A 26,928-nucleotide genomic window follows, 5' to 3' on the forward strand; every position below is an offset into this window, starting at 1 on the left:
CATCGCGAGGCTCCTGCGTCGATGAGCCCGTGCAGCTCATCACGAGCAGGCTTGAGTCAGCTCAATGCAACGCAGCGAGATCAGTTTCAAGCTGGCGCCGTAACGTCGCGAGGGAAGGACGGCATGCAGAAGCTCAAACGGGTATTGTGGGGCACCCTGGCGGCTCTCGTCCTGCTGTGGCTGGTTGCGGAGCCCCAGCCATTTGGGCCGGGCTCCTTCTTCCCACTTCGCGAGAGGATGGTGCAATTGAGCGGCGTGCTGGCAATCGGTTGCATGAGCATGGCGATGATCCTCGCGCTGCGACCGCGCTGGCCGGAGGCCTGGCTGGGCGGTCTCGACAAGATGTATCGCTTGCACAAATGGCTCGGTATCGCGGGGCTTGTGACTGCCATGATTCATTGGCTCTGGGCCAATGCCGCAAAATGGGCGGTCGGTTGGGGTTTGCTGACCCGACCGCAGCGGGGGGCAAGGCCCGTCATCGAGAATCCCATCGGGGCCTTCCTTGACGGCCTGCATGGACCGGCGGAGGGACTGGGCGAGTGGGCCTTCTATGGCACTGTCGTGCTGATTGCCCTGGCGCTCATTCAAATGTTCCCCTATCGGCTCTTCTACAAAACGCATCGGCTGCTCGCCATCGCCTATCTGGTTCTGGTCTTTCATGCGCTCGCGCTGATGAAGTTCAGCTACTGGATGTCGCCGCTCGGCTGGATCGTGGGGGCGCTGCTGGCCTTCGGGACATGGGCGGCGGCTGTTACGCTGTTGCGGCGCATTGGGGCCCGGCGGCAGGTCCAGGGCAGGATCACCTCGCTCAAATATTATCCCGGCGTCAGAGCAATCGAGACCGAAATCGAGGTGCCCCATGGCTGGCCGGGGCATAGACCGGGCCAGTTCGCATTCGCCACGTCCGATGTCTCCGAGGGCGCGCATCCCTACACGATCGCCTCCGGCTGGAACGCCGCAGATCCCAGGATCGTCTTCATCACCAAGGAGCTTGGGGACCACACCAGCCGGCTGCGGGAAAAGCTCCGTGTCGGGCAGGAGGTGAAGGTGGAGGGGCCCTATGGCTGCTTCACTTTCGACGACGAGTGCTCGCATCAGATCTGGATCGGCGGTGGTATCGGCATCACACCTTTCATTGCCCGCATGAAGCAGGCGGCCATGCGCAAGGAAGGTCCTGGTTGCGATGTCTTGCAGGCGGTTGACCTCTTTCACACCACCATTGATGTGGATGAGGAAGCCCTCGGCAAGCTTGCAGCAGATGCGCACTCGGCAAATGTTCGTCTCCACGTTCTCATCGACGCCCGTGATGGACGACTGACGGGCGAACGCATTCGCGCAGCCGTCCCGCAATGGCGTCAGGCGAGCATCTGGTTCTGCGGTCCGGCGTCCTTCGGCGAAGCGCTCAGGCGAGACTTCAGCGCGCACGGCTTCCCCGTCGAACGGCGGTTTCATCAGGAGCTGTTCGCGATGCGATGATGAAAGTCGCATGCTCGTGCCGCTTCCCAACTTGCCCTGGCAGCCAGTCCCTGTAATCTCTTCAAAACAACAGGGAAGGGTTCGATGGGAGGAGTTTTGGAGGGCGTGCGCGTGCTCGATTTCGGGCGCTATATCGCCGGGCCCTATTGCGCGACCTTGCTGGCCGAGTTCGGGGCCGAGGTCATCCGCGTCGAGAAGCGCGACGGCAGCGAGGACCGTTTCGTGGCGCCGGTGGGCGAAGGCGGCGAAGGCGCGCTGTTTCTTCAGGTCAATCGCAACAAGAAGTGCATCACGCTCGATCCGATGAAGGCGGAAGGGCAGGAGGTGATGCGCCGCCTGATCGCGACCGCGGACGTCGTGGTCGCCAATCTGCCGCCACAGACCTTGCGCGCGATGAAGCTCGACTACGACGCGCTCAAGGCGATCAAGCCGGACATCATCCTGACCACGGCCACCGCGTTCGGCGGGCCGGGGCCCTGGTCCGACCGCGTCGGCTTCGACGGCGTCGGGCAGGTGATGTCGGGCTCGGTCTACATGACGGGCGCGGGCGATCCGCCGTACCGGGCCGCGGTGAACTGGGTCGATTTCGGCACCGCGCTGCATTGCGCGTTCGGCACGCTCGCAGCCCTGATCGAGCGCGGCAAATCCGGACGCGGGCAGATCGTCGAGGGCGCGCTGCTCGCAACCGCGCTGTCCTTCACCAATGCCACGCTGATCGAGCAGGCCGTCATCAACGTCAACCGCGTGCCGACGGGCAATCTCGGCCAGACCGCGGCGCCGGCCGACATCTACCGCACCAGGGACGGCTGGGTGCTCTGCCAGGTCACCGGCCATCCGCTGTTCAAGCGTTGGGCGCGGCTGATGGGCGAGGAGGAGCTTTGGCTGAACGATCCGCGCTTCGCCGACGACATCAGCCGCGGCAACAACGGCCGCATCGTCAGCGAGCGGATGGCGCGCTGGTGCGCCGAGCGCACGACGCAGGAGGCCGTCGATGCGCTGGGCGAGGCGATGATTCCGACCGGCCCCGTGCTCTCACCGCAACAGGCGCTGGATCATCCGCATATCCGCGCCGCCGGCTTCATGCAGGACCTCGACTATCCCGGCCTGCCGAAGCCCGCGCCGGTGACACGTGCTGCGGTCCGGCTCTCGGAAACGCCGGGCGGCATCGCAACGCGCCCGCCGACACTCGGCGAGCACACCGATCTCGTTCTCGCCGAGCTCGGCTATGATGCCGGGGAGATCGCTGCGTTACGGCAAGGCGGCATCATCTAGGCATCACAGCAGCTGCTTCAACGCCTTTGCGTCCGCCGGCGCTGCGCTTTTCTGGTCGTTGTCGAAATAGACATAGACGTCGCAGCCCTGCCGCTTCCATGACTTGATGCGCTTCGCCCATTGCGCCAGCACGGCCTTGGTGTAGTGGCCGCGATAGCGCCCGCCCGGGCCGTGCCCGCGCACATAGACGAAATCGGCCGTGCGCCTCCACGGCGCCGGCGCATCGTGATGGTCGGACAGGCACAGCGAGATGTTCTCGTCGGCCAGCATCCGCAGGATGCGCGGCTGATACCAGCTCGGATGGCGGAATTCGAAGCTGTAGCGCCGCTTGCGCGACAGCAGCTTGAGGAAGGACGCGAGCCGGTCCGCGTTGGCCTCGAATTGCGGCGGCAGCTGGAACAGGATCGGGCCGGCCTTGCCGCCGAGCCGCGAGATGCGGTCCTCCAAGAGCTCGAGGCTGTTGACGGAGCGGTCCGACAGGCGCTTCCAGTGCGTGATGAACTTGGACGCCTTCCAGGCGAACACGAAATCGCGCCCGGTCTGCTCGCGCCATTCCTTCACCGCCTCCGGCGTCGGCGTGCGGTAGAACACCCCGTTCAGCTCCGTGGTGTCGAACTGCCCGGAATAGTAGCGCAGCTGCTCCTTCAGCGTCACGCCTTTCGGAAAGAACGGGCCTCGCCAGGAGGCGTAATGCCAGCCGGAGGTTCCGATCAAAACGCGCGCCATCTCTCACGTGCCATCCGTTGCCACTTGCCGGAGGGAACGTCCGTGCGGCCGATACGTTGCTCTGGGGATCAACGCAGGACCGGAACCGATGTACGCGCTGTTCGAAGGCAACAAGCAGATCGGCAATCCCTTTCCGACCGAGAAGGAGGTGTGGGAAGCCGCCTTGATCGAGGGGCTGGTGACCGACGTCCCGGTCGCGGACGAGGAGGGCGGCCACCTGTTGCCCGCCGGATATCACGTCGAGCGCATCGAGGAGACGTTCGAGCCGCGGCCGGGCTGGAAGCTGCCGCGGGAGAGCCTGTGAACGGATTGCCTCCAGGTTGAGTCGACTGTCGCGGCTCGTTCACCTCTCCCGCTTGCGGGAGAGGTCGGCGCGAAGCGCCGGGTGAGGGCTTTCTCCTCTTGGGGATTGTCCCATTGTGGAAATACCCTCTCCCCAATCCTCTCCCGCAAGCGGGAGAGGGAGCGCACCTCCCTCGTTGCAGCGATTAAGCCTCATGTCATCGCGCTTCAGTTCGACGCCAGCGCCGTCTTGGCGACCTCGGCCATCCAGTTCGACGCCACCGGCAGGATCGCGTCGTTGAAATCGTAGCGTGGGCCGTGCAGCTCGGCGCCCTCGCGCAACTCGCCATTGCCGATCCAGACGAAGGCGCCCGGCCGCTGCTGCAGATAGTGAGCAAAATCCTCGCCGGCCATGCTGGGCGGAAGGTCGCGCCGCACGGGCGCCTGCACTTTTTCCGCGGCGATGCGCGCGAGGTCGGCCTCAGTCGGCGTGTTGATCACGACGCCGACGCCCATGACGATCTCGGGCGTCACCTTGACGCCGAAGCTCGTCGCAATCCCGGCGCAGGTGCGCTCGATGCCGTCGAGGATGATGCCCTTGACCGCCTCGCGGTGGTACCGCAGCGTGCCGCGGATGGTGACGCGTCCGGCGATCTGGTTCGGCGCAGTGCCGCCTTCGATCGTGCACAGCGACAGCACGGCAGTGTCGAGCGGATCGACACTGCGCGAGGTGACCGACTGCAGCGCCACGATCAGATGGCCGGCTGCCACGACCGGATCGCGCGTCAGGTGCGGCATGCCGGCGTGGCCGGCATGGCCCTCGATGGTGATGGTGATGCGCCCGCCGGAGGCCATGACGACGCCGTCATGCACCGCGATGGTGCCGGCGGCAAGTCCCGGCCAATTGTGGAAGCCGAACACCTGCTCCATCGGAAAGCGGTCGAACAGCCCGGCCGCGACCATCGCGCGCGAGCCGCCAAAACCTTCCTCGGCCGGCTGGAAGATGAAATCGACCGTGCCGCTCCAATCGGTGTCGGCGGCGAGCAGCGCCGCGGCGCCGAGCAGCGAGGCGGTGTGGCCGTCATGGCCGCAGGCATGCATCACGCCTGATGTCTTCGAAGCGTAGGGCAGGCCGGTGTCCTCGGTGATCGGCAGCGCATCCATGTCGGCGCGCAGCCCGACACGGCGTCGCGCGTGCCCGCGCGTCAAGGTCGCGACGATGCCGTGGCCGCCGATGCCAGCCTCGAAGGGAATGCCGAGCTCGGTGAGCTTGTCCTGCACGAAGGCGGCGGTGGCTTTTTCCTGGAGCGATAGTTCGGGGTGGGCATGCAGGTGCCGGCGCCACTGGGTCAGTTTCTGGTGCAGCTCGGGGGGCAAGATAGGTCTCTCGCAGGGTGTCGGTTGCCGCCACCATAAAGGATTATCACCGTCATGCACCCCGCGCCTTGGAATGCCTCGCGTGCAGCAAAGCGCTTTGCCTAAGCAATATCGGGCGGGAGGCTGCCGAGAAAAAAGGTGCGCTCCCTCCCCCGCTTGCGGGGGAGGGTTGGGGAGAGGGTGTCTCCGCGTTGGGATTCCCCTAGAGGATAGAACCCTCACCCGTCCGCGGCGACAGAAGCGGTGGGTTACGCCAGTGGACTGCGCTTTGCGCAGCCACCGGCTAACCCACCCTACAAGTTACAGGCTCTCCTCAGCGCATCGTCGCGAGCCGCACGGCCAGCGCACAGGCGCGGTCGTATTCGTCGAGATTGATCCATTCATCCACCGTGTGTGCCTCGTTCTGCCCCGCGCCGAAGGTCACGGTCGGAATGCCGTGACGGACCATCCAGTTGGCATCCAGGCCGCCATTGGCGGCGCGCACGTTCGGGGTGCCGCCGACCGCCGACACCGCCTCGATCGCGCGTTTGACCACCGGCAGGCTCTCCTTCATGCGGAACGGATAATAGTCGGTCTCCGCCTTGAACTTGACCTTGCCGGACTTGCCTTGCGCGTTCGTCACCTTTTTGGCCGCCTGCTCGAACGCGGCCTTGTAGGCTTTGGTGATCTCCTTGAAGAATTTTCCGTCATGGCTGCGGCTTTCGCCGCGCACATGCACGTAATCGGTGACGACATTGGTGGCATCGCCTGCGGGGCGGCCCTCGCCGCCGGTGACGGGGCCGACATTGCTGGTGCCTTGCTGCTTGCCCTTCACCACCTTGCCGAACCAGCCGCCGGCCTTCACGTCGGCAAGCGCCAGCGCCATGATCATGGTCGAGGAGATGCCGCGCTCGGGTGCGACGCCGGCATGCGAGGCGCGGCCGAAGATCTCGACGGTCCAGCGGTCGGCGCCGACCGCCCCGATCACGACATTGGAGGCCGAGCCGCCGTCATAGTTGAACGCCATCACAGGCGAGCCGAGCTCGTCGAGCTTGACGTGGCGCGCGCCGTAGAGTCCGCTCTCCTCGCGCACGCAGAACAACAGCGTGATCGGCGGATGATCGAGCTTCTGCTTTTCGAGCTCGGCCGCCAGCGTCACCAGCACGCCGCAGCCGCAGCGATTGTCGCCGCCGAGCGCGGTCCTGGCCTCGTTGACGATCTTGCGTCCGGACTTCTTCGGCTTGGCGCCGGCACAGAGCGGCACGGTGTCCATGTGGGTCATGAACATGATGCGCGGCTGGTTGTGCAGCGCGCCGCGGCCGGGCAGGTCGACGATGAGGTTGCCGGTCTCGGTGGGCACCGGAATGCGCGTGTTGGCATCATCGAGCCGGATCGCCTTCGCCGGCACGCCGGCCTGCTTCAGCGCAGCCGTGAGCTCGCGCCCGATCGCCGCCTCCTGTCCGGTGACGCCCTCGACGGCGAGGAAGCGCATGAGACGGTCGGTGGCGGCTTTGGTGTCGACGGGCATGAGTGATTCCTTTGGCGGGTGCGGCGTGCCATCCTATGGGCTTGGCGAGGTGTAAGCCAAGAAGATCAGCACGCCGAGCGCCAGCATGGCAGCCATGAACAGCAGCACCGCCGGCAGACCCGCGAGCGCTGCCACCGCGCCGGTCACCGACTGCATCAAGGCCGCACCGAGAAAGAAGGCGAGGTTGACGGCCGCGAGCGCCTTGCCCGCAGTCTGCGCGTCGACCAGCTGCCGCGACATGCCGAACAGCAGCGGCTGGGCAGAGGTCGCAAGGCCCATGAGCACGAACAGCACCAGGTCGAATTGCGGCGGCATCACGGACACGCCGAGCAGCGTGGAGACCGCGTAATGCGGTGCGCCCAACGCCATCAGCGCCAGCAGCACCGCCCCGGCCAGATGCGAGCCCGCCACCAGTGCGCGGCGGTGGCCGAGTCTGCGGTCGATCATGCCGATGCACAGGGGGCCCGCGATCATCGCCAGCGTGAACGCGCCGAGCTGGTTGCCGGCCTCGACCCGCGACAAGCCCTTGACCTGCATCAGCCACGGCCCGCCCCACAGGCCGCGCAGCACCAGCGTGGCCGCCAGCGACACCAGCGCCAGCGCGATCAGGCCGCGCAAGGGGCGGGAGAGGCCGAGCCTGAGCACCTCGATCATCTGCGAGAGCGGCGAGGACTCGTCCTTGTGCTCGGCCGGCTGGTTCGGCACCAGCGCAAACACCGCGAGCGCCACCACGACGCCGCCGATCGCGGAAATCCAGAACCCCGCGCGCCAGCCCCAATTGTCGACCACGAAGGCGAGCGGGCTCGCCGACAGCAGCATGCCGATATTGCCGATCGAGAGGATGGCGCCCGACCACAATCCGAACCGCGCCGCCGATAATTGCTTGGCTGCGAGCGTCATCGGGCACATCAGCATGCCCGATGTGGCAATGCCGAGCAGCAGCTGCCCGACGGCAAAGCTCTCAGGTCCCGTCGCAAACCCCGAGGCCACCGCGCCGAACACGGTTCCCGCCAGCAAGCCGAGCGACACCGGCCGCACGCCAAACCGGTCCATCGCTGCGCCGACCGGGATCTGCGAAGCCGCAAAGGCGAAGGGATAGACCGAGGTGAGGCTGGCGAGCGCCTGCGGCTCGATGTGGAAATCCGCCGCCATCAGGTCGAGGCTGACCGCCGGAATCGTGCGCAGTAGGGTGGACAGCATGTGCCCGCAGGCGAGTGCAAGCAGCGCAAAGATCAGCGCGCGGGTGGTGGTGCCCGCGTCGTTGGCGGCGGTGGTCATGAGCGTCCCGTCCCGAGAAGGTTTTGGGTGGGGTTACAGGATTGAGGGGGCGGATGGCAACCTCAGCAGACCCAGAGCTGCGATGCGGAGTCGTGAAGGCGCAGTCGCAGCCTGAACGACGCGGTCATTGCTTGCGCGCGGTGGGTGCAGAGAGAAGCATCGTCAGGCGATAGTCGGGCCAGCCCGCGAGAGACAGCGACACCTGCTGATAGTGCAGCAGTCCCATGGTCGGATGATTGAACGCGCGTTCGCCGCCTTCGCGTGCCAAAACGCCCTGCGTCTCCCAGCAGCGCGCGAAGTCGGAGCTTCCAATTCTCAGTTCATCCACGAGCCGGCGGATATCCGGATCGTCGGAATAGCCTGTCACCGCGGCACGGAACTCTGCGACGACGCGATGCGCACGGGACGTCCAGACGAGGATGAGAGTTCGCGCCTCGAGCCTGAGGAAAATGTAGCGCAGGAGGTTCTTTTCGCCGTCGACATCGAGCCATCCCGCAAACAGCCGGGACGCTTTCGCGTTCCAGCGCCGCGCATTCCATGCGCGGTCGAGGATGTAGGCGGGACCATTGATGGCGTCGACGCAGGCCAGCACCCCATCGGGCGGATCGTCCCTGCTGCCCGGCCGCTCGGGATCGCGCTTGCCCGCAACTTCGAACAGATAGCTGCGCTCGGCGCGTGACAGGCGCAATCCGCGGGCGAGGCGCGCAAGCGTCGCGGCGGAGACGGACACATCGCGCCCCTGCTCGATCCAGGTGTACCAGGTGACGCTCACCCCGCACAGCTGAGCGACCTCCTCGCGCCGAAGGCCGGGCGTGCGCCGGCGTGGTCCGGCGGCGAGACCGAATTCCGCTGGAGACTGACGCTCGCGGAGCGCCCGCAGGAACGCGCTGAGCGAGAGAGCCGGAGCGATCGCGGCATGTCGTTTCATGGTGGTATTTATACCAGCATAAGGTGTGTGCTTAAACGGGTATCTTGGGCGGGTTAGTCCTATCTCGACTTCGTCGCTGCGCAAAGGACGGACGGGCATGGGCAAGCAATTCACTGGGATCGAACCGGAGCACGCGGCTTTCATCGCGCGGCAGAAGATTTTCTTTGTCGCCAGTGCCCCGCCGAAGGGGCGCATCAACGTCTCTCCCAAGGGGCTGTCCTCATTCCGCGTGCTCGGAGAGAATGACGTCGCCTATCTCGATTGCACCGGCAGCGGCAGCGAGACCCGCGCGCACCTGATCGCCTCGCATGACAAGCGGTTGACCATCATGTTCTGCGCCTTCGAGGGGCCTCCGATGATCCTGCGGCTCTACGGCCAGGGTCGATCGCTCATGCGCGGCACGCCGGAATATGCCGATCTCGTTCCGAAGTTCGAGGAAATTGCAGGCGCCCGCCAGATCGTACGTCTCTCGGTTGACCTCGTGCAGACGTCGTGCGGCATGGGCGTGCCGCTGTTCGACTACAAGCAGGAGCGCGGCAGCCTCGTGCGCTACTGGACGGCGCAGGGCGTCAACAACCTGCGAAAGTACTGGGGTCTGAAGAACATGAAGAGCATCGACGGCCTGCCGACCGCGTTTGTCCCTGACAGCATGGCTCCGCCAGTCTGACGGACCGGACCTCGCTCAGATGGGCGCGTTCCGCGACGAGCGGGTGAAGCGTTCGTCGCGGTCACGTTCGAACGTGACTTGAAATGACGTGATGGCTCAAGCCGGGGAAGCTGCTCGGAGCCGAAAATTGTGCCGAGCCCATGAGGCAAATGTAGTGGGCGCCTGACCTGCAACTTTGTTCGCGAGAGCGATCTCATCGTCGTGTGAGCCTGGGCCAAGGTACGTATAGGTCTCGTAGTAGGCCAGCGTCTCCCCTAACGCGTCAGCCCCAGGGAAGAAGCCTGCGTACACCTCCCGAGGAACTCGGGTGAACGAGAGCTGATGTCCCAACTGATTCAACGCGCTGAGGAGGTCGTTGAAGGTCAGGAAGTCGCCGACCAACGGCAGATGGGCGCCGTTGCCAGTTTCTTCCGGGTGCGCGAACGCGCCGGCCACGATGTTGCCGAGCTCGCTGATGTCACCCATGTGGAAGCAACGTACCGTGGGATCGATCGGCAGCATCCAGCCAAAGCTTCCGTCCCGCTGCTTTTGCGGACCGAACGGTCCCGAGAAGTTCTGATAGTAGACAGGAGGCACGACGAAGGTGTAGCGCGGAAATCCGGCGTCCTTCACGATCCGATCGACCTTCGCTTTATTGGTGAATTGGGGAAGATTGAACTTGCCGTCGCTGATCCTCTCGACGTTCGGAAGGGTCGACCAGATCAGATGGTTGACGCCTGCAGCTTTCGCGGCCTGAATTGCCGCTGTTGCCTGCTTGATCTCATCGGCGCCTTCTTGCCAGAAGTTGGTGACTAGAAAGACGCCGTGCGCACCTTCGAGGGCCGGTGCAAGCATCTCTGGCCGTTCCAGATCTGCCGCGACAACTTCGTCGGCGGCGCCCTTGTACTGGCCCGGGGCGCGCGAGAGCGCGCGCACCTTGAACCGGCCCCTGGCCTTCAGAGCACGCACCACGCCGGCTCCCTGATTTCCCGTAGCACCGAACACGGCGATCAGTTTCTTGTCGTCGGATATCATCTGCAGCTCTTTCGTTTTCAGCTTGAGGGGCTCGCGCGAACGCGGGACCGGTCCGCTCGATCATCTTCGGCTACATCTTGCGCCGGATGGAAATTCGTAACAATGTTTCAACAATTGACATCATTCGCCAGGATTCGATCCATATGAGCGATCCCGTGGAAACCTCGGAACTCGTCGCCTTCACCAAGACGGTCGACGCCAAATCCCTCTCGCGTGCCGCCGCCGAGCTGCGCGTCCCGCGCGCGACTGTGAGCCGCCGCCTCGCTCGCCTCGAGGAGCGTCTCGGCGCGCGCCTCCTCCGCCGCACAACGCGAAGCCTCGTGCTCACCGATATTGGTGAGGTGTTCTATCGGCAGGCCTGCATCGCGCTTGAGGCCGTGCGCCTCGCCGAGCAGAGCGTGCGGATGACCGACGACGTCGTGCGCGGCGATTTGCGCGTCTCGGTGCCGCCGGTGATGAGCGTCAGCTTCCATGCAATGCTCTGTGAGTTCGCGACGCGCTACCCCGAGCTGCGCGTCCATGTGCACACATCGAACCAGCTCGTTGACATCCTCCGCGACGGCTACGACGTCGCGCTCCGCGCCAGTAGCCAGATCCAGCCCGGCCTCGTCGCGCGCACGCTCTTCCGCGACCCGATGATCGCCGTCGCGGCACCCGCCTACCTCGCCGCTCGCGACACGCCGCGTACGCAACGCGATCTCCGAACCCACCGCTGTCTTCTTGGCTTTGCACGTGGCGAGCTGCCGGAGACGCACTGGCCCATAATCTCCGGGGGCAAGCTCCATCTCGACGGCGCGTTCTTCTCGAACGACATCGCCCTGTTGTGCGACGCCGCCGTAAGCGGGCTTGGCATCGCGCTCCTCCCGCGTGGCCTCGTGTCGCGGCACCTGGAGAGCGGCGCGCTCGTGCAGGTGCTCGCCGGCGTCGTCGGCGCCGAAATGCAGATCGCGCTGGTCTACCCCGAGCGCGCGTTCTTGCCGCCTCAAGTGCGCGCGTTCATCGATGCGGTCGCCGCCTGGGTGCCGCGCGAGCTTGTCGCGAACCAGCGCGCCTTACAGCGCGAGCTGTCGGGCGTGGTCACAAAGGCGAAGAAGGCTGCGCCTCGCTCTTCGAGCAAGAGAGGTTCCAGCGCTTAGCTGTCGTTGGCTTGCGACTATCGGTACGATCATTTTCAACCAATCTCAGCCGTTCGCGTTTATGGGTTCACGGCCTAATTCGCCGATGACAATGAGGGGTGCGAGGAGCTTTACTGAGAGCCACATCAACAGATGGTCCAAAAAGGGACCATTTAGCCTTATGTGATCCATTAATGATCATCTCTTGAAGCCGATCAGCCGGCCGATGCGTCAGGTGCGGACGTCATCTCAACCAACAGCTTCCGCGTCTCATCCAGCAGCGCCCGGATCGCCTTTCGCTCATCGAACCGCTCTCGTGTGAATGCGCCGTGCTTTCGCGCATTCCGGTTGCCCCATGGCGCTCCCGATCCCGCGGCGCCGCCGTGCATGCGGCAGCGGGGCTTGCCGCGCACCGCGGGCGCGGAGCAGGCGAAGCCGCTCCGCGTGCCGGCGCCGCAGCGCGGGCTTGCCAACATCGCGCGCGTGTTGCGGATGTGACCGGGGCTCATGCGCTGGCGCCTTGCCTTGCGTCAGCCCATTCGCGTTCACCGGCTTCGCGGGACGGGACGAGCCCTGTATCCGTCGCGGTGCCCGGATCGGCAACGATCATGCTCGCATGCTGCGTGACGTTGCCCACGATCGCCCGTCCGCCATCCTGCACCGACAGGTTCTGCACCGTGATCGCGCGGTCGTCGCTGTTGCGGTGGCGATTCAACGCCTCGACCTGGGCGGCGAAGGTGCGGGAGAGCCGGGTCAATGCGCGGGTGACACTCTCCTGCTGCTGCAGATCGTTGGTGCAGGCGAGCCGACAGGCGCAGCGCATCGCCATCGCGTGAACCGCCACCATCTGCGCCGCGAGCATGGCCTCGATGGAATCCTTCGGCGCGATGCTCCTGATCGTCGAGATCATGAAGGCGAGGTTGGCTTCGTCGGGCTTCTGTCCGATCACGCTCGCCTTGACCAATTGCCTCAGCATGCCGTGCAGCGCGTCGCGGTCGGCGGCGCCGAGGGCCTCGGCCAGCAGCCGCTCGCCGGCCTGCGGGTCGGGATGGCTGATCGCAATGCGCCGCTTGTAGAGCTTGACCCGCGGGCTCACGGCGGGCCCGTTGCGATGGTTTGCCGTAAGCGGCGAAGTGATGGGGCGTTCGAGAACTGTCGTCATGTGCTGTGTCCTTTGCTGAGGCAGGCGCGCGCGACCGTTCGCTCGTTGCGCGCGAATGCGAATTTCGGGATGTCGATGAAGGGTTTAGGCGTAACCGCGTCGGGGGCCCATAGGCGGGAAGGCCGTGACGCTCGCGATCTCTGCGATGATGCCATCATGCCACTGTTTTGCCCGACGAGTCAAAATCGATTTCGTAAATCCGAAAAATTCTTTCTCTGCGCGCAAGTCCTTGTTCTGACAGGGGCCGTCTACTGTGCATGGGGTTGTTTTCGCATTTTTTGTTTGGAAGCGGCGTGCACGTGCCGTGCGGCGGAATGCCGGCGCCCAAACGCGATTGCGAAATCCGGCACGGCCGGTCATCATGATCTTCGAACGCGTCGCACCAACAGAACTGCACAAGCGGCGCCAAGAGGTCTGGGAGAGAACGAATGCAGCGAATCGCCCGCCTGCTGGCAGTCATCGCCGGATTATGCGCTTTGGTGCTGGCGACAGAGGCGCTCGCGCAGAAATACCCGTCGCGGCCGGTCAAGGTCATGGTCGGCTTCAGCGCGGGCGGCCCGGTCGACGTCGTCGCGCGCATCGTCGGCGATCGGCTCGGCAACAAGCTCGGCCAGCCCTTCGTGGTCGAGAACCGCGCCGGCGCCAACGGCATGATCGCCGCCGAAGGCGTCGCGCGTGCGGATGCGGACGGCTACACCATGCTCGCCTGCAACTCGTCGACGATCACGCTGAACAAGACGCTGTTCAAGGAGATCCGCTACGATCCGCAAGTCGACTTTGCGCCGCTCACCACGGTGGTGTCGGCGCCGCTCGTGCTCGTCGTCAATCCGGAGAATCCCAGGACGGCGAATATCAAGTCGGTAGCCGATCTCGTCGCCGCGGCAAAGGCCGCGCCCGGCGCGCTGGCCTATGGCTCCGGTGGCAACGGCAACCTCGCCCATCTCGCCATGGAGCTGCTCAGCCAGAAGGCCGGCATCAAGCTGATCCATGTGCCCTATCGCGGCGGTTCGGCCGCCGAGGTCGGCATCCTCGCGCAGGAGGTGCTGGCGGTGTTCGATCCGCTCTCCGCCGTGCCGCTGGTCAAGGCCGGCAAGCTGCGCGCGCTGGCGGTGTCGTCGGCCGGGCGACTGCCCGCGCTGCCTGACGTGCCAACCGTGGCGGAAGCCGGCTATCCCGGCTTCGACATCTCGTTCTGGGTCGGCTTCTTCATGCCGAAGGCCGTGCCCGCGCCGATCCTGGAGACGCTGCACCGGGAGATCGTTGCCGCTGCCAAGGATCCTGCGGTCGAGGAGAAGCTCGGCTCGCAAGGTGTCGTCAGCGTGCTCAGCCAGACTGACTATGCCGCCAAGATCGCGAAGGAGACCAAGGAGCTTGCCGAAGTCGTCACGGCCGCGAACATCAAGGCGGAGTAGGGCGCGCGGTTTGTGTTTGCGCATGGTGGCGCGGCAGGCACCGCTGCACCTCTCCCGCTTGCGGGAGAGGTCGACGTGCGAAGCGCGGCGGGTGAGGGCTCTCTCCTCTAGGGGATTGTCCCGTTGCGGAGTTACCCTCTCCCCAACCCTCTCCCGCAAGCAGGAGAGGGAGCGCACCTGTTTCCGTCAGATACGACTTCGCGACGCGCCTATTCGCCGACGGTCAGCTGCTCCAGCCGATCGAGCAGCGGGCGTTGGCCGGCGTTGATCCTCTCCCGCGCCGCTTCGAGCGTGAACCATTCCGCGCGGTCGACTTCAGGAAAGGCCTGCCGCTTGCCGCTGCGCGGCGGCCATTCGATCTCGAACGTGTTGCTGCGAATGCTGCGCACGTCGATGTCCACCTCGGCCGCGAACGCGCTGACGAGCTTGCCGCCGCGCTGCCTGACCTGGCCAAGCGGGGTCAGCGGCATCGACAGCTCATGTCCAAGCTCCTCGGCAAACTCCCGTCGCGCGGCAATCTCTGCGTCTTCTTCGTCCGCATACTCGCCCTTCGGGATCGACCATGCGCCGAAATCCTTGTTGCGCCAGAACGGCCCTCCGGGATGAACGAGGAGAACCTCGACTGTCCCGCGCTTCCGATAGGCGATGATTCCGGCACTCTTCGATGGCATTGCGGGTTCCGTGCAGGCGCGATCGGAAGCCGTTCCATCGAGCGGCTTCGCCATCATCGTATCAGATCGCAGAGCGTGCTCGAGCGGCGAAGCGGATGGCGCGCGCCTTCGCGCTCTTTCCGGCGGCGCGTGCTGCGATCATGCTGCGTGCCTTGCCGTGGGCGGTGGCATTCTTCCGCAGCAGGGTTGCAAACCGCTTGCGCGCACGGCTCGTCGCCAGCCGCGCGGTGAGCTGCTCGGCCTTGCGAATGATCGTCGCGACCGAAGGCGTCAGGTTCACCGGAACAAGGGCGACGTTCCTTGTCTTCGAGAGGCTGCCGATGCCTTCGCATGGGGCTTCGCGCGGCAGGTCGATCCGGATCGCGAGCGCCTCCGAGCGTTCGATCCAGTCTTCGGCTCTGGTGCCGGTGATGATGCGGACATAGTCGCGTGTCTCGCGCGGCAGCTCGCTCTCTCTGGCAAGCCATTTCTGGATGCGGCCGGGACCAGCATTGTACGCCGCCGCAGCAAGGCCGAGATTGCCGAAATCGTCGCGCAGCTTGCGCAGGAGTTTCGCCGAGGCCGGCAGCGCCTTCATCGGATCGAAGGGATCGTCGAGCCCCACCTCGGCGGCCGTCTCCGGCATGAACTGCGCGACGCCCTGCGCGCCAGCATGGCTGACCTCGTTGGCACGAAAGCGGCTCTCCTGCCAGAGCAGGCGCGCGAAGAACGGCACGGGAATGCCGCTGGCCTCGGCGGCTTCCCTCAGCGCGTGACAGAATTGATCAGTTGGCGAAGCCGCGGCCGGCACGTCAGGCTCGACCGTGCGTGCCGGCTCGATCGTCTCCTCGTAAGCCGCGCGCGCATTCGCGAGCTCGATGGCCTGCACGCTCGCGAGGAAGAGCTCGACCAGTGGAACCAGCGAGGGGACGCGATCGGCCTTTGCAGTGGAGTTGTCGAAGCTTGATGCCTGCCGGGAGGGCGATGAGCCGACGTCGCACATCAGAATCAGGAACGCAGCGCAAGCCGCGACGAGACATCGCATCTCGGTAAGAGTCCTCGAACTGTGGGGGAACGGCCAGCGCGTTACGCCGGTGACAAGGACTTCTTAACCGCAATTGCGGCGAAGCTGCGATTCCGAAAGGCGGCCGGTGTTAGTACGGTGTTCCCGCCGCAGGACATGCGCGGTCGGGCCCGCGGATCTACGGGAACCACAGAGAGATGCAGCGCTGTGAGAGGTGTTGCGGTCGCCGGTCGGCGCTTACGCCTTGGGAAAATCCTTGCGCATCGCGATCTCGGCAGCATCGCCCGGCGACAGCACGGTCTGATCGAAGGCGGCCTGCGGCTTCGTCATGATGTCGTAGAGCGAGATGCCCTTGATCGGCTTGCCCATGAGCTCGCGGACGCAGTCGGCGAGCGTGCCGTTGTAGACGAGATAGGGCGGACCCCGATCCTTCTGCCTCTCGCCTTTCAGCGACGGCCACTTCTTCAGCTCGGCCGGCGCGTCATAGGCGATCGGCGATCCCTCTTTGAACATGCGCTTGGTCCCGGTGGCTTGGATTGCCGGGAATCCTACAGCCGCCGGGTAAACACCCGTTAAAGAATTAGTTCAAATCAGCCGGCAACAAAGGCGAGCAGGGTGCCGTTGGCCTTGGCCGGCGGCACGCAGATCGCAGGGCCGCTGCGCACGGCTGCTGAACCGAGCGCCTTTTCCGTCGCCGCGAGATCGCCGCTGACCAGCACCAGGGCTGCACCGCCGCGCTCGGAGAGTCCCGCGAGCGGCACGCCGGGATAGCGCTTGGCGAGCTGGTCCAGCGTCAGATAGACGAAGTCGGCGCGATCGCCGCCGGAGGGCACTGTTACGGCGCCGTCGGCCTCGGCCTGTGGCTCGCGGTCGATCAGGCGTGCAAGATGTGCGGCGTCCTTCGCCGGCTCGGCCGCTGCGATCAGCGCCTGCTTGATCCGCCTGGCTGCGTTGGCGTGCCTCATCAATTCCGGAATCCACACGGTCTCGCGGGTCTTGTGCTGGCAGGCGAAGATGCGCACGCCGCCCGGCGCTTCCGCGGTCGGCCACATGAGGGTGCGGAATTTCGCCGCCGAGACCGTGCCGTTCGGCAGCGTCACGGGACGTTCGAAATCGGTCGGGCCGATCGGCTCCAGGCCTCGTGCGCGGATCTCCTCGGCGCCGGCGGCGGAATCGACGGCGGTGAAAGCGATACGCTCGATGCCTTCGCCGCGCTTGTCGAGGAAGGCGCGGGCCGGGGCGTTGAGCTCGGTTGCAGCGAGCACGCCGAGCAGCTCCATATAATCGGGGTCGAACATGATGGTGTAGTTGCCCGTGCCCATATGGACGCTGTGGGTGCCGCGCGGGGATACGGTGAAGCCGAGCTGCCGATAATTCTCGGCGGCCTGGTCGAGCTCCTTCACCATGACCACGGCGTGGTCGATACCGATGATGTTCTTGAGGGCCACTGTTCTTCCCCGATTGCAAACTGACTTTTAGGCCGCGCCTGCGGCTGCCGGTCATGTCTACGCCGGATAGGCGGCCAAGTCATTTTCAATTCAGCGCTAGATGCGGAATTTCATTCCGCGCGAGCGCATCCTCGTGCGACGCGCGTCAGCGCGCCTGCTCGATATAGGCGGCGAGGACTGCGCGCTCCTCGCTGGTCATCTCGGTGATGTTGCCCGGCGGCATGGCGTTCGACCAGGCGGCGACACGCCCGATCAGGCGGATGTTGCGATGGATGTGCTCGGGCGCGTCGAGCAAAATGCCTTTCGGGGCGGTCACGATGCCGGCCCAGACCGGCTCGGCCGCGTGGCACATGCTGCAGCGGGACATCACGATCTCCTCGACATTGGCGAGCGTCGGCGGCGTCGACAATGCACCCGTCTTCACCTCGCGCGGGCCGGCGGCGGAAAGGAAGAGGATCGCGATCACGCCGGCCGCCGACACGCCCCACACCCACCACGGCGAATTGCGCCCGGCATGGCGCTCGTTGAAGAAGTGGCGGATCACCGGCCCCAGTGCCAGGATGATCGCGACGATGATCCAGTTGAAGCGCGTGGCGTAGAGCAGGGGATAGTGGTTGCTGATCATCAGCACGACCACGGGGAGCGTCAGATAGTTGTTGTGGACCGAGCGCTCCTTGCTGGCCTTGCCGAGCTTTGGATCGGGAGCCCGGCCCGCGATCAGGCTGGCTACGATCTTTTTCTGGTTCGGGATGATCAACGCGAAGACGTTGGCGACCATGATGGTGCCGATGATCGCGCCGATCTGGTTGAAGGCGCCGCGGCCGCTCAGCACATGGGTGAAGGCATAGGTCAGCGCGACCAGGAACAGATAGCCGCCGATGGCAAAGGGCAGCTCGCGCTGCGCAAGACCGCTGCGGCAGGCGGTTTCATAGAGCAGCCAGGCCAGCGCGAGGCTGCAGAAGCTGAACAGGCCGGCCTGGAATGGTGTGAGGTCGAGGATCGACTTGTCGACCAGGAACAGATCAGCCTCGAGATAGTATACCACCACCATCAATGCGAAGCCGGACAGCCAGGTGGTGTAGGCCTCCCATTTGAACCAGGTCAGCTCGTCCGGCATTTGGCTCGGGGCCACCAGGTATTTCATGATCCGGTAGAAGCCGCCGCCATGGACCTGCCAGGCTTCGCCCTGCACGCCATCAGGCAGGTCGCTTCTGGACCGGAGGCTGAGGTCGAGGGCGATGAAATAGAAGGAACTGCCGATCCAGGCGATCGCCGCCACCACGTGCAGCCAGCGCAGCAGCAGGCTCGCCCATTCCGATATGACGGATCCCCACATGATCTTCCCATCAGTCGCGACAGCCATGCCGCAGCCTCGATGACCGCAACCGGCCGTCGCCGCCCTCACAATGTGTCGCACCGATCAGCTGCATTTTCCAGTATGATGGGCTGCAGCTGATGCACATCGTGCGGGCATGAGCTGACGTGGGATGCGGCAGAGGGCCGACTTGCTGCAGACCATTTGCGGGTGATCGGCATCGACGCGCGACCTTTGCAAGGCGGGGAGAAAGACGACGTGAGCAACAGGATATCGTTCGTGGCGATGCTCGCAGGGCTGCTGGTCGCGTTTGCGGCCGGCGCGCAGGCCGAGCCGGTGCTGCAAGGCAAGGACGCCTATGGCGACTGGCGGGCCGACAAGCCCGGCACGGTCAGGCTGATCCGGCCGCAGGATCTGGTCAGGCCCGGCGCCACGCGGTCGGTCGCGAGCTCGTCGCGCGTGGCGCCGCGTCCGCCGGAGGCCGCGCTCCAGGTGCCGGCCGGCTTCAAGATCGAGCTGTTCGCCGAAGGCCTGCGCGCGCCGCGCATCGTGAGGGTTGCGCCGAATGGCGATGTGTTCGTCGCGGAGACGCGCGCCGGCACCATCCGCGTGTTGCGTACCGGAGAGGACGGCAAGGTCGCGACCAACGAGGTGTTTGCCAGCGGCTTGCGGCAGCCGTTCGGCATCGCCTTCTTTCCGAACGGCGACAATCCGCAATGGATCTACATCGCCAACACCGACAGCGTCGTCCGATTTCCCTATCAGGCCGGTGACCTCAAGGCGCGTGGCAAGGCGGAGACGATCGTCGCGAGCCTGCCGCATGACGGCGGCCATTCCACCCGCGATATCGTCTTCACGCCCGACAACAAGCGCATGCTGGTGTCGGTGGGTTCGCTCAGCAACGTCGCCGAAGGCATGGGCACGCCGCCGGGCGGGATGGAGGCGTGGTCGAAAGCGCAGCCGCTTGGCGCAACATGGGCCAGCGAGACTGAGCGCGCGAACGTGCTGGCCTTCAATCCCGACGGCAAGGAGCGGAAGATCTACGCCACCGGCCTCCGCAACTGCGTCGGCCTCGCAATCCAGCCGCAGAGCGGCCTGCCCTGGTGCTCGACCAACGAGCGCGACGGTCTCGGCGACGATCTCGTGCCCGATTACGTCACCAGCGTGAAGGAGGGCGCGTTCTACGGCTGGCCATGGTTCTACATCGGCGGCAACGAGGACCCGCGCCACGCCGGCGCGCGGCCGGACCTCAAGGACAAGGTGACAGTGCCTGATGTGATGATCCAGCCGCACTCGGCCTCGCTCGGCATGACCTTCTACCAGGGCACGCAGTTTCCGTCCGAATACCAGGGCGACGCCTTCGCCGCCGAGCACGGCTCCTGGAACCGGTCGAAGCGCACTGGTTACAAGGTCATCCGCATCAAGATGAAGGACGGCAAGCCGACCGGGGAGTACGAGGATTTCGTCACGGGGTTCGTGGTGAGCGACACTGAGGTGTGGGGACGGCCGGTTGGAGTGGCGGTGGCAAAGGATGGATCGCTGCTGGTGTCGGAGGATGGCAACGGCACGATCTGGCGGGTGACACGCGCGCGGCAATGACTCTCCCCTTGCCGGGCTGGGCTATCGCATATGGCATTTTGCGCGACCTGAGCACGCGCTTCGTCCTTCGAGACGACCGCTTCGCAGTCTCCTCAGGATGAGGCTAAGCAGCACTGGTGCTCTTTTTGAAACTACAGCCGCGCACTCAATCCTCATCCTGAGGGCCCGCCAACGGCGGGCGTCTCGAAGGATGGCCACAGGCGAAATCGCTCCCATATGCGATTGCCCTGCCTTGCCGGGTGAGGGATCTCTATCCTCAAAAGTGGCCGTGCGATTGGAGAGAACCCCTCATCCGGCGCTTCGCGCCACCTTCTCCCACAAGGGGAGAAGGGAAGAAAGACCTACCCCCGCCTCACGCTCGCCCCGCCATCCACCGGCAGCGTCACGCCGGTGATGAAGTTCGCTTCGTCTGACGCCAGGAACAGCGCGGCGTTCGCGACGTCCCAGCCGGTGCCCATCTTCCTGCGCAGTGGCACCTTGCTGTCGCGTTCGGCTTCGACCTCGGCGCGGGTCTTGTGCCATTCGCGGGCGCGGGTGTCGACGGCCATCGGCGTGTTCATCAGGCCGGGCAGGATGACGTTGGCGCGGATGCCGTATTCGGCGTTCTGATAAGCGAGCTGTTCGGTGAAGGCGATCATCGCGGATTTCGTCGCCTTGTAGGCGACATAAGGATACGTTGTGATCGCGGCCATCGAAGAGATGTTGATGATGGCGCCGCCTCCCTGCGCGCGCATGATCGGGATCACTTCCTTTGCGGCGAGAATGCAGCTCTTCAAATTGATGGCGACGACGCGGTCGAACGCCTCTTCGGTCAGTTGCAGCAATTCGGCATCGCCGCCGGACAGGCTGACGCCGACATTGTTGTGCAGCACGTCGATCCGGCCCCAGCGCGTTTGCGCGTCGGCCACCATCGCCTTGATGTCGGCGACTTTGGTCACGTCGGCCTTGAAGGCTGTCGCCGTGCCGTGTTTCGCGGTGATCATCGCCACCGTCTCCTGTGCCGACTCCAGATGGTGGTCGACGCACAACACCTTCGCGCCCTCGCGTGCGAAGGTGAGCGCTGTGGCGCGGCCGTTGCCCATGCCTTCGCCGGGGCTTTGCCCGGCGCCGACCACGATCGCAACCTTGTCCTTCAAGCGCATCTCGGCTCACTCCCAGGCTCGTCCATTATTTTCGTGCAGATTAGCAATCGCCCCGACCGGAGAGAAGGGCGTGGCTTCTGCGTTCATGTCATTGACATCACATGGAATTGCATGTTGCGGCCGGTGCATCGCACATGGCTGACCCCATAGTCCAGGAACCGTTCTGAGGTTGCAGCGTTTGCCGCCGGAGCCTTTCCCGCGCTAGGCTCAGTCCCGGGGCTTCCCAACCGCCAGTGGCTTGCCGATGAATCTGCTCGATCCGCAAGGACCCGTGGCTGCGGCCAACAGCACCATTTTGGTCGATTCCGTCTTCATCATGCTCGTGATCGTGGTGCCGACCATTTTCGCGATTCTTGCTTTTGCGTTCTGGTTTCGCGCCTCGAATCCCAAAGCGCGTTACCGGCCTGAGTTCGTCTATTCAGGCCGCGTCGAAATGGTGGTGTGGGCAATCCCCGCACTCACGGTCATTCTGCTCGGTGGCGTCGCCTGGATCGGCTCGCACCAGCTCGATCCGGCCGCGCCCGTGCCGGGCACCGGCAGTCCGGTGCGGATCCAGGCCGTGTCGCTCGACTGGAAATGGCTCTTCATCTATCCGGACCAGCGCATCGCCACCGTCAACACGCTGACGGTGCCGGCCGGAGCCGAGCTGAACTTCCAGCTGACATCGTCGAGCGTGATGAACACGTTCTTCATCCCGCAGCTCGGCAGCATGATCTACACCATGAACGGCATGGTGACGAAGCTGAACCTGCGCGCCGACAATGAAGGCAAGCTTCAGGGCCTGTCAGCGCATTTCTCCGGCGACGGCTTTCCCGACATGATGTTCGACGTCAACGTGATCTCGCCGCTGGCGTTTCCGGATTGGGTGGCGAGTACGGCGAAGACGGATGCGGTGCTGAACGCCGACAGCTACAAGAAGCTGATGCAGCAGGGCATCGAGCGCGGCCGGCCGACCTACCGTCTCGAAGACCCGCGCCTGTTCGACCTGATCGCGACCCAGCACATTCCGCCGGGACCCGGGCCGGAGCTCGCATCCGAAGCGGGCCGGTCGCACAGTGGAGGCCATGATGCTCGGTAAGCTCGATTGGTCGGCGATTCCGTTTGATCAACCGATTCCGCTCGTCGCCGGCGCGATGGTGCTGGTCGCGATCCTCGGCGTGCTGGCCTGGGTCGTGGTGAAGGGACATCTGCCCTATCTCTGGCATGAATGGATCACCAGCGTCGATCACAAGCGCATCGGCGTCATGTACATCCTGCTCGCCTCGGTGATGCTGCTGCGCGGCGGCAGCGACGCCATCATGATGCGGATCCAGCAGGCGGTGGCCTACCAGTCACAGGGTTATCTGCCGCCGGAGCACTACAACCAGATCTTCTCGGCGCACGGCACCATCATGATCTTCTTCGTGGCGATGCCGTTCGTGATCGGGCTGATGAACCTCGTCGTGCCGCTCCAGCTCGGCGTGCGCGACGTCGCCTTCCCGACGCTGAATTCCGTCGGCTTCTGGCTGACCGCGACCGGCGCGCTGCTGGTCAATATCTCGCTCGTGGTCGGCGAGTTCGCGCGCACCGGCTGGCTCGCCTTTCCGCCGCTGTCGGAATTGTCCTACTCGCCGGGCGTCGGCGTCGACTATTACGCCTGGTCGCTGCAGATCTCCGGCGTCGGCACGCTGGTGGCCGGCATCAATCTCGTCACCACCGTGCTGAAGCTGCGCACCAAGGGCATGAACTATCTGCGCATGCCGATGTTCTGCTGGACCACGCTGGCCTCGAACCTTCTGATCGTCGCCGCGTTCCCGATCCTCACCGCGACGCTCGCGATGCTGCTGCTCGACCGTTATCTCGGCTTTCACTTCTTCACCAACGAGGCCGGCGGCAACGTCATGATGTTCATGAACCTGATCTGGGCCTGGGGCCATCCGGAGGTCTACATCCTTGTGCTGCCCGCCTTCGGTATCTTCTCGGAGGTGGTCTCGACCTTCTCCGGCAAGGCGCTGTTCGGCTACCGCTCCATGGTGCTGGCGACCATGGCGATCTGCGTGATCTCCTTCATGGTCTGGCTGCATCACTTCTTCACGATGGGGGCGGGGCCGGACGTCAACGCCATCTTCGGCATCGCCAGCATGATCATCGCAGTGCCGACCGGCGTGAAGATCTACAACTGGCTGTTCACGATGTATGGCGGCCGCATCCGTCTTGCGACGCCGATGCTGTGGGCGGTCGGCTTCATGGTCACCTTCATCATCGGCGGATTGACCGGCGTCCTCGTCGCGGTGCCGCCAGCCGATTTCATGCTCCACAACAGCATGTTCCTGGTTGCGCATTTCCACAACGTCATCATCGGCGGCGTTCTGTTCGGCGCCTTTGCCGGCTTCGAATACTGGTTTCCGAAGGCGTTCGGTTTCCGCCTCGACGAGCGCTGGGGCAAGGCCGCGTTCTGGTTCACCTTCACAGGCTTCTACGTCACCTTCATGCCGCTCTACATTGCCGGCATGCTCGGCATGACCAGGCGCATGCAGCACTATGACGTCGCGGCCTGGCGGCCCTGGATGATCATTGCGGCAGTCGGCATGGCCGTGCTGACGATCGGCGTGATCTGCCAGATCATGCAGCTCGTGGTCAGCATCCGCAATCGCGAGGCGCTGCGCGATCGCACCGGCGATCCCTGGGACGGGCGCTCGCTGGAATGGGCGACCTCGTCGCCACCGCCGGTGTTCAATTTCGCGTTCAATCCAGATGTGCGTGGCGAGGATGCCTATTGGGAGATGAAGGCGCATGCCCGGCAGCAATCGTTCGCGCATGAAGAGCCCGAATATCAGGACATCGAGATGCCGCGCAATTCCCCCACCGGCTTCGTCTGCGCGTTCTTCGCCACCATCATGGGCTTCGCGCTGATCTGGCACATCTGGTGGATGGTGATCCTGGGGGGTATCGGCGCGTTCGCGACCTTTGTCGTATTCGCCTGGCGCGATCATGACGAATACGTCATCCCGGCCGAAGAAGTTGCCCGCATCGATCGCGTCAATCTCGAGGAGCGGCGCAGCCTCGTCAGCATGGCGGGAGCAGTCTGATGACGATGACCGCGACCGTCGGCCACGCCCGTGCCGATCCCCATCACATCGGCGTCGTCATCGAGCATCCCGGGCCCGCGCCGAAGCGGATCGTGACCGCCTACGGCTTCTGGATCTTCCTGCTCTCCGATATCGTGATGTTCTCTTGCTTCTTCGCGGCCTATGCCGTGCTGGTCGGCCAGACCGCCGGCGGCCCGAAGGGTGCGGAGATCTTCGAACAGAGGAACGTCGCGATCGAGACGGTCTGCCTGCTGCTCTCGAGCTTCACCTGCGGCATGGCCAGCATCGCCGCCGACGTGCGCAGCCGGTTCTGGTTCTATCTCGGCATGAGCGTGACCTGCGTGCTCGGCCTCATATTCCTGGCCATCGAGTTCCGCGAATTCGCCGACCTTGTCGCTCGTGGCTACGGCCCGTCGCGCAGTGCGTTCCTGACCGCGTTCTTCTCGCTGGTCGGCTGCCACGGCCTGCATGTTTCTGCCGGCGTGCTCTGGCTGCTCACCATGATGGCCCAGGTGTTCGCAAAGGGCTTTCGCGCCGACGTGTTGCGGCGGATGATGTGCTTTGCACTGTTCTGGCACGCACTCGACATCATTTGGGTCGGGGTGTTCTCCGTCGTCTACCTGCTTGGGGGTGCCCCATGAGCGATCAGACGCATATTCCGGCCGGGCACGATCTCGCGCCGGGCGAGGAAGAGCAGCATAGCGTCGGCGAGCGGATCCTGGGCTATGTCGTCGGTCTTGTTCTGGCGCTGTTGCTCACGGCGACGTCGTTCTTCATCGCCGGCACGGACCTCGTCTGGCAACCCTCGATTCCCGTCGCGCTGATCGTGCTCGCGATCGCGCAGATGGGCGTGCACCTCGTGTTCTTCCTGCACATCACCACCGGCCCCGACAACACCAACAACGTGCTGGCGCTTGCCTTCGGACTGCTGATCGTCTTCCTGGTGGTGGGCGGCACGGTCTGGATCATGTCGCATCTGAACGCGAACATGCCGCCGATGGATCAGATCATGCGGATGCAGTGATAGTGCGCGATGGCGCGACGATATTTGACTCGGTCGGTTGTTCGGGTTCACCTCTCCCCAGCGGGGAGAGGTCGGATTGCGGCGCGCAATTGCGCGCCTGAGCAATCCGGGTGAGGGGCCGCCACATGGCCGCGAGACTGTAACCCCTCACCCGGATCGCATCTTTGATGCGATCCGACCTCTCCCTTCGGGAGAGGTGAACCCGGAGCTCGCATCGATTCAACCAAGACTCACTTTGCTTTAGCGCCGCTCCAAAAGAAGAGCCGCTTGTGGTGACAAGCGGCCCAAGTCTAGGGAGGAAACGCCCGAGCAAGGACAATCCGATGAGGATCGTCTGCCAAGGGAAGCACTCGCGCAAAGCGCGTGCGCACCTTGATAAGTGCAGCAACTCCCGACGAAGTTCAATTCCGGATCAATACGGTCTCGAACTACCACTCACGGATGCGTGAACCAACTCGCTCACTTTGGCCGGCGGCAATTGTAGGCCTTGCGGAAACCGGCCGCCTGGGCGTCGTCCTCAGAGCAGAACCAGCGGTCGGGCTTGGTGGTCGCCGGATAGCTCGGGCAACCGCGCAGATGATAGATGCCGATATTGCCGGTGACGCGGGCGCGCACCGCGAGCTTGCCCTTGATGCTGCAGCTGGGCGGCATGGTCAGCTCCTCCGGGAACAGCACGGCGCGAATTTCCTTGTCGCGATCGGGCCGGCAGGCGGCGCCCAGCAGCGCGCCGTCCTTCTTGCCGCTACGGAAATCTTGCGGCGCAACAAAGCAGCCCTTCCAGATGCCAGCCGCCGCCGTCTTGGCCTCGGTGGCCGCCGGCTTGACGTTGGCCTTGATCGGCTCGCGCGCGAGGGCAAAGCCGAGCTTGATCAGCTGCTCGTTCAAGCTGGCCTTGTCGCCTTCGGCCGTGCAGATGGCGCGGTGCCGCTTGCCAAAACTCTTCTCGGGTCCGACATCGTCGCAGCGCACGGAGCGCTTGTTGATCAGCTTCGTCAGCTGGTCGCGGGCCTCGATGCCGCAGGTCCAGGAATCGGCGTGATCGTCGATGCAGACCTGGTCCAGCTCGGGCGCGTCGACGCCGTCGAGCCGGTAGGTGACGTCGCCGAGCTGGATCGAGTTGCCGTCACGGACCGTCGCGGCGCCGGTCAGCGCGGCGACTGGTCCGGACGAAGCCAGAAATCCGGACAAGGCGAATAACGAAACGAGCGCAGAAGCGCGGGCGGCGGCAAAGAATTTCTGGAAGGACATACGGTCTCGCTATCGATGGCTCGTGCGCCCTGTTCCTAGCATCCGGATGTGGCGATACCAATGGTCTGCACCCTGCGAAGTGCGACATTCCGGTCTCGCGGCTTTACTCGGCCGTCGCTCTGCCCCTATCGTTCGCCGGCCTCGCGGAACACGAAAGGCCGAATCGCCCGGAAAGCGGCGAGGGGAGGAAAAGG

At 64.8% G+C, this 26,928-nt stretch carries 26 protein-coding genes; 11 read left to right on the plus strand and 15 right to left on the minus strand.

All coding sequences use genetic code 11. The features are described from left to right. Positions 1-123 precede the first annotated feature (123 nt). Together CVM73_RS29450 and CVM73_RS29455 are read left to right on the plus strand one after the other, a co-directional pair. Positions 124-1,476, plus strand: a complete 1,353-nt coding sequence (locus CVM73_RS29450) for a ferredoxin reductase family protein (protein WP_100235291.1) — start codon at positions 124-126, stop codon at positions 1,474-1,476. A gap of 84 nt (positions 1,477-1,560) precedes the next feature. After that, a complete protein-coding gene (locus tag CVM73_RS29455; RefSeq protein ID WP_100235292.1) occupies positions 1,561-2,748 on the plus strand; it encodes a CaiB/BaiF CoA transferase family protein in 1,188 nt (395 codons plus the stop codon). Between the two features lie 3 nt (positions 2,749-2,751). Here the strand turns inward: CVM73_RS29455 and CVM73_RS29460 are convergent, their stop codons facing one another. Continuing rightward, positions 2,752-3,474 carry a DUF72 domain-containing protein gene (locus tag CVM73_RS29460; protein ID WP_100235293.1) on the minus strand — a complete coding sequence of 241 codons (723 nt, stop codon included), beginning with the start codon at positions 3,472-3,474 and terminating at the stop codon, positions 2,752-2,754. 88 nt (positions 3,475-3,562) lie between these two features. On the opposite strand from CVM73_RS29460, the gene CVM73_RS29465 reads away from it, so the two are divergent. Next, entirely contained in the window at positions 3,563-3,778 is a 216-nt protein-coding gene (locus CVM73_RS29465) for a hypothetical protein (RefSeq protein ID WP_100235294.1), read from the plus strand. Positions 3,779-3,984: 206 nt separating this feature from the next. On the opposite strand, the gene CVM73_RS29470 is transcribed toward CVM73_RS29465, so the two are convergent. The 4 genes from CVM73_RS29470 to CVM73_RS29485 all read right to left on the minus strand — a co-directional run bounded on the left by CVM73_RS29470 (position 3,985) and on the right by CVM73_RS29485 (position 8,846). Beyond that, the gene (locus tag CVM73_RS29470) at positions 3,985-5,133 is read right to left on the minus strand and encodes an amidohydrolase (protein WP_100235295.1); all 1,149 of its coding nucleotides are present in this window, start codon (positions 5,131-5,133) and stop codon (positions 3,985-3,987) included. Between the two features lie 313 nt (positions 5,134-5,446). Next, positions 5,447-6,640, minus strand: coding sequence for a M20/M25/M40 family metallo-hydrolase (locus tag CVM73_RS29475; RefSeq protein ID WP_100235296.1), 1,194 nt, complete (start codon positions 6,638-6,640; stop codon positions 5,447-5,449). A gap of 33 nt (positions 6,641-6,673) precedes the next feature. Further along, positions 6,674-7,918 carry an MFS transporter gene (locus tag CVM73_RS29480; protein WP_100235297.1) on the minus strand — a complete coding sequence of 415 codons (1,245 nt, stop codon included), beginning with the start codon at positions 7,916-7,918 and terminating at the stop codon, positions 6,674-6,676. A gap of 124 nt (positions 7,919-8,042) precedes the next feature. Then, entirely contained in the window at positions 8,043-8,846 is an 804-nt protein-coding gene (locus CVM73_RS29485) for a helix-turn-helix transcriptional regulator (RefSeq protein WP_167407132.1), read from the minus strand. Between the two features lie 97 nt (positions 8,847-8,943). Here CVM73_RS29485 and CVM73_RS29490 point away from each other — a divergent pair, with 97 nt between their 5' ends. Continuing rightward, positions 8,944-9,513: a pyridoxamine 5'-phosphate oxidase family protein gene (locus CVM73_RS29490; protein ID WP_100235299.1), complete on the plus strand. Its 570-nt coding sequence runs from the start codon at positions 8,944-8,946 to the stop codon at positions 9,511-9,513. Positions 9,514-9,609: 96 nt separating this feature from the next. On the opposite strand, the gene CVM73_RS29495 is transcribed toward CVM73_RS29490, so the two are convergent. Further along, positions 9,610-10,527, minus strand: a complete 918-nt coding sequence (locus CVM73_RS29495) for an NmrA/HSCARG family protein (protein ID WP_208639258.1) — start codon at positions 10,525-10,527, stop codon at positions 9,610-9,612. A gap of 86 nt (positions 10,528-10,613) precedes the next feature. Between CVM73_RS29495 and CVM73_RS29500 the strand changes: the two genes are divergently transcribed. Next, positions 10,614-11,663 carry a LysR family transcriptional regulator gene (locus CVM73_RS29500; RefSeq protein WP_245452465.1) on the plus strand — a complete coding sequence of 350 codons (1,050 nt, stop codon included), beginning with the start codon at positions 10,614-10,616 and terminating at the stop codon, positions 11,661-11,663. 194 nt (positions 11,664-11,857) lie between these two features. Here CVM73_RS29500 and CVM73_RS29505 read toward each other — a convergent pair whose 3' ends face one another. Both CVM73_RS29505 and CVM73_RS29510 read right to left on the minus strand, forming a co-directional pair. Then, a complete protein-coding gene (locus CVM73_RS29505) occupies positions 11,858-12,151 on the minus strand; it encodes an HGGxSTG domain-containing protein (RefSeq protein ID WP_100235301.1) in 294 nt (97 codons plus the stop codon). Further along, positions 12,148-12,804 carry a hypothetical protein gene (locus CVM73_RS29510; RefSeq protein WP_100235302.1) on the minus strand — a complete coding sequence of 219 codons (657 nt, stop codon included), beginning with the start codon at positions 12,802-12,804 and terminating at the stop codon, positions 12,148-12,150. The genes CVM73_RS29505 and CVM73_RS29510 overlap by 4 nt, the downstream gene beginning before the upstream one ends. A gap of 428 nt (positions 12,805-13,232) precedes the next feature. Here CVM73_RS29510 and CVM73_RS29515 point away from each other — a divergent pair, with 428 nt between their 5' ends. Further along, positions 13,233-14,216 carry a Bug family tripartite tricarboxylate transporter substrate binding protein gene (locus tag CVM73_RS29515; protein ID WP_100235303.1) on the plus strand — a complete coding sequence of 328 codons (984 nt, stop codon included), beginning with the start codon at positions 13,233-13,235 and terminating at the stop codon, positions 14,214-14,216. 209 nt (positions 14,217-14,425) lie between these two features. Here the strand turns inward: CVM73_RS29515 and CVM73_RS29520 are convergent, their stop codons facing one another. From CVM73_RS29520 to CVM73_RS29540, 5 genes are all read right to left on the minus strand, one after another. Next, a complete protein-coding gene (locus CVM73_RS29520; protein WP_100235337.1) occupies positions 14,426-14,887 on the minus strand; it encodes an NUDIX hydrolase in 462 nt (153 codons plus the stop codon). Positions 14,888-14,948: 61 nt separating this feature from the next. Beyond that, entirely contained in the window at positions 14,949-15,911 is a 963-nt protein-coding gene (locus CVM73_RS29525) for a lytic transglycosylase domain-containing protein (protein ID WP_100235304.1), read from the minus strand. A 216-nt stretch (positions 15,912-16,127) separates the two neighbouring features. Continuing rightward, a complete protein-coding gene (locus CVM73_RS29530; protein WP_100179281.1) occupies positions 16,128-16,403 on the minus strand; it encodes a hypothetical protein in 276 nt (91 codons plus the stop codon). Between the two features lie 77 nt (positions 16,404-16,480). Next, a complete protein-coding gene (locus CVM73_RS29535; protein WP_100235305.1) occupies positions 16,481-17,338 on the minus strand; it encodes a VOC family protein in 858 nt (285 codons plus the stop codon). 145 nt (positions 17,339-17,483) lie between these two features. Further along, positions 17,484-18,674, minus strand: coding sequence for a urate hydroxylase PuuD (locus tag CVM73_RS29540; RefSeq protein ID WP_100235338.1), 1,191 nt, complete (start codon positions 18,672-18,674; stop codon positions 17,484-17,486). Positions 18,675-18,911: 237 nt separating this feature from the next. Here CVM73_RS29540 and CVM73_RS29545 point away from each other — a divergent pair, with 237 nt between their 5' ends. After that, a complete protein-coding gene (locus CVM73_RS29545) occupies positions 18,912-20,252 on the plus strand; it encodes a PQQ-dependent sugar dehydrogenase (protein ID WP_100235339.1) in 1,341 nt (446 codons plus the stop codon). Between the two features lie 341 nt (positions 20,253-20,593). Here CVM73_RS29545 and CVM73_RS29550 read toward each other — a convergent pair whose 3' ends face one another. Continuing rightward, complete coding sequence (locus CVM73_RS29550) at positions 20,594-21,394, minus strand: SDR family NAD(P)-dependent oxidoreductase (protein ID WP_100235306.1); 801 nt, start codon at positions 21,392-21,394, stop codon at positions 20,594-20,596. 244 nt (positions 21,395-21,638) lie between these two features. Between CVM73_RS29550 and CVM73_RS29555 the strand changes: the two genes are divergently transcribed. From CVM73_RS29555 to cyoD, 4 genes are read left to right on the plus strand one after another with little or no spacing between them, the layout of a single operon-like run. Further along, complete coding sequence (locus tag CVM73_RS29555) at positions 21,639-22,472, plus strand: cytochrome ubiquinol oxidase subunit II family protein (RefSeq protein WP_100235307.1); 834 nt, start codon at positions 21,639-21,641, stop codon at positions 22,470-22,472. Further along, positions 22,462-24,462, plus strand: coding sequence for a cytochrome o ubiquinol oxidase subunit I (gene cyoB / locus CVM73_RS29560; RefSeq protein ID WP_100235340.1), 2,001 nt, complete (start codon positions 22,462-22,464; stop codon positions 24,460-24,462). The genes CVM73_RS29555 and cyoB overlap by 11 nt, the downstream gene beginning before the upstream one ends. Continuing rightward, complete coding sequence (locus tag CVM73_RS29565; protein ID WP_100235308.1) at positions 24,462-25,103, plus strand: cytochrome (ubi)quinol oxidase subunit III; 642 nt, start codon at positions 24,462-24,464, stop codon at positions 25,101-25,103. Before cyoB ends, CVM73_RS29565 begins: the two co-directional genes overlap by 1 nt. Further along, a complete protein-coding gene (cyoD, locus tag CVM73_RS29570) occupies positions 25,100-25,486 on the plus strand; it encodes a cytochrome o ubiquinol oxidase subunit IV (RefSeq protein WP_100235309.1) in 387 nt (128 codons plus the stop codon). The genes CVM73_RS29565 and cyoD overlap by 4 nt, the downstream gene beginning before the upstream one ends. A 459-nt stretch (positions 25,487-25,945) precedes the next feature. On the opposite strand, the gene CVM73_RS29575 is transcribed toward cyoD, so the two are convergent. Continuing rightward, on the minus strand, positions 25,946-26,734 hold the full coding sequence (locus tag CVM73_RS29575) for a thermonuclease family protein (RefSeq protein WP_100235310.1): 789 nt from the start codon (positions 26,732-26,734) through the stop codon (positions 25,946-25,948). Positions 26,735-26,928: the final 194 nt, after the last annotated feature.

The organism is Bradyrhizobium forestalis (genome assembly GCF_002795245.1).
Classification (GTDB): domain Bacteria; phylum Pseudomonadota; class Alphaproteobacteria; order Rhizobiales; family Xanthobacteraceae; genus Bradyrhizobium; species Bradyrhizobium forestalis.

Excerpts from the sequence above, each read along its gene's own strand:
- CVM73_RS29490 (WP_100235299.1), top strand. The coding sequence starts at position 8,944 with ATGGGCAAGCAATTCACTGGGATCGAACCGGAGCACGCGGCTTTCATC.
- CVM73_RS29475 (WP_100235296.1), bottom strand. The coding sequence starts at position 6,640 with ATGCCCGTCGACACCAAAGCCGCCACCGACCGTCTCATGCGCTTCCTC.
- CVM73_RS29505 (WP_100235301.1), bottom strand. The coding sequence starts at position 12,151 with ATGAGCCCCGGTCACATCCGCAACACGCGCGCGATGTTGGCAAGCCCG.
- CVM73_RS29525 (WP_100235304.1), bottom strand. The coding sequence starts at position 15,911 with ATGCGATGTCTCGTCGCGGCTTGCGCTGCGTTCCTGATTCTGATGTGC.
- CVM73_RS29480 (WP_100235297.1), bottom strand. The coding sequence starts at position 7,918 with ATGACCACCGCCGCCAACGACGCGGGCACCACCACCCGCGCGCTGATC.
- CVM73_RS29465 (WP_100235294.1), top strand. The coding sequence starts at position 3,563 with ATGTACGCGCTGTTCGAAGGCAACAAGCAGATCGGCAATCCCTTTCCG.
- cyoB (WP_100235340.1), top strand. The coding sequence starts at position 22,462 with ATGCTCGGTAAGCTCGATTGGTCGGCGATTCCGTTTGATCAACCGATT.
- cyoD (WP_100235309.1), top strand. The coding sequence starts at position 25,100 with ATGAGCGATCAGACGCATATTCCGGCCGGGCACGATCTCGCGCCGGGC.
- CVM73_RS29575 (WP_100235310.1), bottom strand. The coding sequence starts at position 26,734 with ATGTCCTTCCAGAAATTCTTTGCCGCCGCCCGCGCTTCTGCGCTCGTT.
- CVM73_RS29485 (WP_167407132.1), bottom strand. The coding sequence starts at position 8,846 with ATGAAACGACATGCCGCGATCGCTCCGGCTCTCTCGCTCAGCGCGTTC.
- CVM73_RS29500 (WP_245452465.1), top strand. The coding sequence starts at position 10,614 with ATGGAAATTCGTAACAATGTTTCAACAATTGACATCATTCGCCAGGAT.
- CVM73_RS29455 (WP_100235292.1), top strand. The coding sequence starts at position 1,561 with ATGGGAGGAGTTTTGGAGGGCGTGCGCGTGCTCGATTTCGGGCGCTAT.
- CVM73_RS29555 (WP_100235307.1), top strand. The coding sequence starts at position 21,639 with ATGAATCTGCTCGATCCGCAAGGACCCGTGGCTGCGGCCAACAGCACC.
- CVM73_RS29520 (WP_100235337.1), bottom strand. The coding sequence starts at position 14,887 with ATGCCATCGAAGAGTGCCGGAATCATCGCCTATCGGAAGCGCGGGACA.
- CVM73_RS29550 (WP_100235306.1), bottom strand. The coding sequence starts at position 21,394 with ATGCGCTTGAAGGACAAGGTTGCGATCGTGGTCGGCGCCGGGCAAAGC.
- CVM73_RS29540 (WP_100235338.1), bottom strand. The coding sequence starts at position 18,674 with ATGTGGGGATCCGTCATATCGGAATGGGCGAGCCTGCTGCTGCGCTGG.
- CVM73_RS29460 (WP_100235293.1), bottom strand. The coding sequence starts at position 3,474 with ATGGCGCGCGTTTTGATCGGAACCTCCGGCTGGCATTACGCCTCCTGG.
- CVM73_RS29515 (WP_100235303.1), top strand. The coding sequence starts at position 13,233 with ATGCAGCGAATCGCCCGCCTGCTGGCAGTCATCGCCGGATTATGCGCT.
- CVM73_RS29510 (WP_100235302.1), bottom strand. The coding sequence starts at position 12,804 with ATGACGACAGTTCTCGAACGCCCCATCACTTCGCCGCTTACGGCAAAC.
- CVM73_RS29450 (WP_100235291.1), top strand. The coding sequence starts at position 124 with ATGCAGAAGCTCAAACGGGTATTGTGGGGCACCCTGGCGGCTCTCGTC.
- CVM73_RS29495 (WP_208639258.1), bottom strand. The coding sequence starts at position 10,527 with ATGATATCCGACGACAAGAAACTGATCGCCGTGTTCGGTGCTACGGGA.
- CVM73_RS29565 (WP_100235308.1), top strand. The coding sequence starts at position 24,462 with ATGACGATGACCGCGACCGTCGGCCACGCCCGTGCCGATCCCCATCAC.
- CVM73_RS29530 (WP_100179281.1), bottom strand. The coding sequence starts at position 16,403 with ATGTTCAAAGAGGGATCGCCGATCGCCTATGACGCGCCGGCCGAGCTG.